Annotated in this window: 5 protein-coding genes and 1 pseudogene; all 6 read left to right on the top strand. The window is 71.9% G+C overall.

Features of this window, described 5'->3' with window-relative positions; translation table 11 throughout:
• The first annotated feature begins 367 nt into the window (after positions 1-367).
• A complete protein-coding gene (locus HW445_RS17935; protein ID WP_055492888.1) occupies positions 368-691 on the top strand; it encodes an integration host factor in 324 nt (107 codons plus the stop codon).
• Positions 692-728: 37 nt separating this feature from the next.
• Positions 729-1,325 carry a guanylate kinase gene (gmk, locus tag HW445_RS17930; RefSeq protein ID WP_180222014.1) on the top strand — a complete coding sequence of 199 codons (597 nt, stop codon included), beginning with the start codon at positions 729-731 and terminating at the stop codon, positions 1,323-1,325.
• A 258-nt stretch (positions 1,326-1,583) separates the two neighbouring features.
• Positions 1,584-1,868: a DNA-directed RNA polymerase subunit omega gene (rpoZ, locus tag HW445_RS17925; RefSeq protein WP_108957089.1), complete on the top strand. Its 285-nt coding sequence runs from the start codon at positions 1,584-1,586 to the stop codon at positions 1,866-1,868.
• 174 nt (positions 1,869-2,042) lie between these two features.
• On the top strand, positions 2,043-3,272 hold the full coding sequence (gene coaBC / locus HW445_RS17920) for a bifunctional phosphopantothenoylcysteine decarboxylase/phosphopantothenate--cysteine ligase CoaBC (RefSeq protein ID WP_308799395.1): 1,230 nt from the start codon (positions 2,043-2,045) through the stop codon (positions 3,270-3,272).
• Between the two features lie 244 nt (positions 3,273-3,516).
• On the top strand, positions 3,517-4,725 hold the full coding sequence (gene metK, locus HW445_RS17915) for a methionine adenosyltransferase (RefSeq protein WP_151774890.1): 1,209 nt from the start codon (positions 3,517-3,519) through the stop codon (positions 4,723-4,725).
• Between the two features lie 130 nt (positions 4,726-4,855).
• Positions 4,856-5,104: pseudogene (locus HW445_RS17910) on the top strand (primosome assembly protein PriA); the annotation flags it as partial.

Here is a 5,104-nt window from a genome sequence, read left to right as displayed (position 1 = left end):
CGACGGGAGCGCTGCGGGACGCGGCACAGCGCTACGCGGACGAGATCCGCGCCGCCGTCGCGGGCTGAGCGCACGCGGGAACACACGGTCCGCCGCGGGGAAGGCCCCCCGCGGCGGACGCGCTCCATCCGTATGTCCGCCCCCTCAGGCGCGAAACCGCTCCGGTTTGTCGTAAATGTCGGCCGTGATCGAGCCGCTGGCGAGTCTGACCAGGACTTTTCCGTCGTTCTCGCTGACTCTCGCTGCCCGGACCGCTAGTCTCCGACCAGAGCCACAGGCCAACTGCGGTGTGTGGCTCACCAGGTGTGGGGCAAGCAGTTCCTCACCGGTCCGTATCCGACAGTTCGACATCCGAGGTGACGTAGGCGTGGCTCTTCCGCCCCTTACCCCCGAACAGCGCGCAGCCGCGCTCGAAAAGGCCGCCGCGGCTCGCCGGGAGCGGGCCGAGGTCAAGAATCGACTCAAGCACTCCGGCGCCTCCCTTCACGAGGTCATCAAGCAGGGCCAGGAGAACGACGTCATCGGCAAGATGAAGGTCTCCGCCCTGCTCGAGTCGCTGCCGGGCGTCGGCAAGGTCCGCGCCAAGCAGATCATGGAGCGGCTCGGCATCTCCGAGAGCCGCCGGGTGCGTGGCCTGGGCTCCAACCAGATCGCTTCCCTGGAGCGGGAGTTCGGCGGCGCCGCCTCCTGAGTCCCGGCCCGCCCGGGATTACTGGAATAATCGGCGCATGGCTGCAACACCCCGGGGGACGACCACCCCCGTCCCCCAGGACGTACGTCCGCGTCTGACCGTGCTCTCCGGCCCCTCCGGGGTCGGCAAGAGCACGGTCGTCGCCCATATGCGCAACGAGCACCCCGACGTGTGGCTCTCCGTCTCGGCGACCACCCGCAAGCCCCGACCGGGCGAGCAGGACGGCGTCCACTATTTCTTCGTCACCGACGAGGAGATGGACAAGATGATCGCCAACGGCGAGCTGCTCGAGTGGGCCGAGTTCGCGGGCAACCGCTACGGCACGCCGCGCGCCGCCGTGATGGAGCGGCTGGAGGCGGGCAGCCCCGTGCTGCTGGAGATCGACCTCCAGGGCGCGCGCCTGGTGCGCGCGTCCATGCCGCAGGCCCAGCTGGTGTTCCTCGCGCCGCCCTCCTGGGAGGAGCTGGTGCGCCGGCTCACCGGGCGCGGCACCGAGTCGCCGGAGGTCATCGCACGCCGGCTGGAGGCCGCCAAGGTCGAACTGGCCGCCGAGCCGGAGTTCGACGTGACGCTGGTCAACACCGCCGTCGACGCCGTGGCCCGCGAGCTGCTGACGCTGATGGGCGCCGTCTGACGCACCTCACCGGCCCCTCCCGCGAGGGGCCGGTCCGAGGTACGCTGCGCGGATCGCCCGGACGCGCGGCTATACTCCGGGGTGTCGGCCGGTCGCGCATGTCCAGAACGTGCACGCCGGCACGCGGCAGGTCCAGGACCTGCCCGGCGGTCGGGAGGACCGTCGTAGGGGCGGACACCCGGTGCCCGCCAACCCCGCCGGAGCGATCCAGGCGGGAGAGCTTCCAGATCTCATTCACCCTTATCGGAAGGTCAGAGCGTGTCCTCTTCCATGACCGCGCCCGAGGGCATCATCAACCCGCCGATCGACGAGCTCCTCGAGGCCACCGACTCGAAGTACAGCCTGGTCATCTACGCGGCCAAGCGTGCCCGCCAGATCAACGCGTACTACTCGCAGCTCGGTGAGGGCCTCCTCGAGTACGTGGGCCCGCTCGTCGACACCCACGTCCATGAGAAGCCCCTCTCGATCGCCCTGCGCGAGATCAACGCCGGTCTGCTCACCTCCGAGGCCGTCGACGGCCCGGCGACGGACCCCACGCGCTGAGGCGCCGGCTCCCTTGGAGCCACCCGCTTCCAGCGGCACAGTCAGCGGCCCACAGGCCCGGCAGCGACCTGCCGGGCCTGTGGTCTGCCCGTCCGCCGGGAACTCCTTTCCGGGACGGATCCCGGGTCCCCGTAGGCCCGGAGCACGCAGCCAGTCACTTCAGGGAGAGACACGGTGGGAACGACGGTGCACGAGACGGACGGCCGGCCGCGGATCGTCCTGGGCGTCAGCGGCGGCATCGCCGCCTACAAGGCCTGCGAGCTGCTGCGGCGGTTCACCGAGTCCGGCCACGACGTCCGGGTGGTGCCCACCGCCTCCGCGCTGCACTTCGTCGGCGCGCCCACCTGGTCCGCGCTCTCCGGCCACCCGGTCTCCGCCGAGGTGTGGGAGTCCGTGCACGAGGTGCCGCACGTGCGCATCGGGCAGCACGCCGACCTGGTCGTCGTCGCCCCCGCCACCGCCGACATGCTGGCCAAGGCCGCCCACGGCCTCGCCGACGACCTGCTCACCAACACGCTCCTCACCGCCCGCTGCCCGGTGGTCTTCGCGCCGGCCATGCACACCGAGATGTGGGAGCACCCGGCCACCCAGGAGAACGTGGCGACGCTGCGCCGCCGCGGCGCGGTGGTGATCGAGCCGGCCGTGGGGCGGCTCACCGGCGTGGACACCGGCAAGGGGCGCTTCCCCGACCCGGTGGAGATCTTCGAGGTCTGCCGCCGGGTCCTCACCCGCGGTCCGGCCCCGGCCGACCTGGCCGGACGCCATGTGGTGATCAGCGCGGGCGGCACCCGCGAGCCGCTGGACCCGGTCCGGTTCCTCGGCAACCGGTCCTCCGGCAAGCAGGGCTACGCCCTCGCCCGCACCGCCGCCGCCCGCGGAGCCCGGGTCACCCTGGTCGCCGCCAACACCGCGCTGCCCGACCCGGCGGGGGTCGACGTGGTCCGCGTCGGCACCGCCGTCGAGCTGCGCCGGGCCGTGGTGGAGGCGGCCCGGGACGCCGACGCCGTGGTGATGGCCGCCGCCGTCGCCGACTTCCGGCCGGCCGCCTACGCCGAGGGCAAGATCAAGAAGAAGGACGGGCAGGACCCTGAACCGGTGGCCCTGGTCCGCAACCCGGACGTGCTGGCGGAGATCTCCGCCGGGCGGGCCCGCCCCGGCCAGGTCGTGGTCGGCTTCGCCGCCGAGACCCACGACGTGGTGGCCAACGGCCGGGCCAAGCTCCGGCGCAAGGGCTGCGACTTCCTCGTCGTCAACCAGGTGGGGGAGAACCTGACCTTCGGGTCGGAGGAGAACGAGGCCCTGGTGCTCGGCGCCGACGGCGGCGAGACGCCGGTGCCGCACGGCCCCAAGGAGGACCTGGCCGACACCGTGTGGGACCTGGTCGCCGGCCGCCTGGCCGGATGACCGGATCCGTCGAGGCCCCGGCCTTCCGGCGGCCCGCCCGGAGGGCGGCGCGGGGGAGTGCCGGGGGCGGTCCGGGGAAGAATGACCCGGATGTCCTCATCCGTCCAGCCGCTCTCCGCCCGTAGGGTGAGATCGGTGGCCCGCCAAACGGGCAGGACCGACTAGACTGTGCCGGACGTCCGGGCGCAGCCCCGATGCGTCGCCAAGAATTCAGCCAGCAGCCGCTGCAAACCCAGGGAGCGTAGTGTCCCGTCGCCTGTTCACCTCGGAGTCCGTGACCGAGGGTCACCCCGACAAGATCGCTGACCAGATCAGCGACACCATTCTCGACGCGCTGCTGCGCGAGGACCCGACCTCCCGGGTCGCGGTCGAGACGCTGATCACCACCGGCCTGGTGCACGTCGCCGGCGAGGTCACCACCAAGGCCTACGCCCCGATCCCGCAGCTGGTGCGCGACAAGATCCTCGAGATCGGGTACGACTCCTCCAAGAAGGGCTTCGACGGGGCCTCCTGCGGCGTGTCGGTCTCCATCGGCTCGCAGTCCCCCGACATCGCCCAGGGCGTCGACGCGGCCTACGAGGCCCGCGTCGAGGGTGACGAGGACGAGCTCGACAAGCAGGGCGCGGGCGACCAGGGCCTGATGTTCGGCTACGCCTCCGACGAGACGCCGACCCTGATGCCGCTGCCGGTCTTCCTCGCGCACCGCCTGTCCAAGCGCCTGTCCGACGTGCGCAAGAACGGGACCATCCCCTACCTGCGCCCGGACGGCAAGACCCAGGTCACCATCGAGTACGACGGCGACAAGGCGGTCCGTCTGGACACCGTGGTCGTCTCCTCGCAGCACGCCTCGGACATCGACCTGGACTCGCTGCTGACCCCGGACATCCGCGAGTACGTGGTGGAGCCGGAGCTGAAGGCGCTCTCCGACGACGGCATCAAGCTGGAGACCGAGGGCTATCGCCTGCTGGTGAACCCGACCGGCCGCTTCGAGATCGGCGGCCCGATGGGCGACGCCGGTCTCACCGGCCGCAAGATCATCATCGACACCTACGGCGGCATGGCCCGCCACGGCGGCGGCGCCTTCTCGGGCAAGGACCCGTCCAAGGTGGACCGCTCGGCCGCCTACGCGATGCGGTGGGTCGCCAAGAACGTCGTCGCGGCCGGTCTCGCCTCGCGCTGCGAGGTGCAGGTCGCGTACGCGATCGGCAAGGCCGAGCCGGTGGGCCTGTTCGTCGAGACCTTCGGCACGGAGAAGATCGACGTCGAGAAGATCCAGTCGGCGATCTCCGAGGTCTTCGACCTGCGGCCCGCCGCGATCATCCGCGACCTGGACCTGCTGCGGCCGATCTACTCCCAGACGGCCGCCTACGGTCACTTCGGCCGTGAGCTGCCCGACTTCACGTGGGAGCGGACGGACCGCGTGGACGCGCTCAAGGAGGCGGCCGGGGTGTAGTTCCCCCCGGCGCCGCACGGCCGAGGCCCGGTGATCCCGTTCCGACGGGGTGCCGGGCCTCGGCCGTGCGGCCGTCCGTTCACCCCGCACGGCACGGCACGGTGTCCGAGCCCGGTGGAACAATGGCGGCGTGAGCAGCGAAGAGACCCCTGGGGAAGGCGGCGCGCAGGGTGCGCCGCCCGAGCAGCTCGCGCTGATCCGGGAGAGCGTGCGCGAGGCGAAGGAGAAGGCGCCCCGGGCCAAGCCGCGGACCTGGCGCGGCGCCGCCGTCGCGGAGCGCCTCCCCGTCGCCCGCGTCCTCGTCGACAAGGGCGTCCTCCACCTCGACCGCTACTTCGACTACGCCGTCCCGGCGGAGCTGGACGCCGACGCGCGTCCT

Origin of the sequence: Streptomyces sp. UH6, from assembly GCF_013421635.1 — a bacterium.
GTDB lineage: Bacteria > Actinomycetota > Actinomycetes > Streptomycetales > Streptomycetaceae > Streptomyces > Streptomyces abyssomicinicus.
The sequence above is the reverse complement of the archived record's forward strand: the minus strand, read 5'-3'. Positions and strand labels throughout refer to the sequence as shown.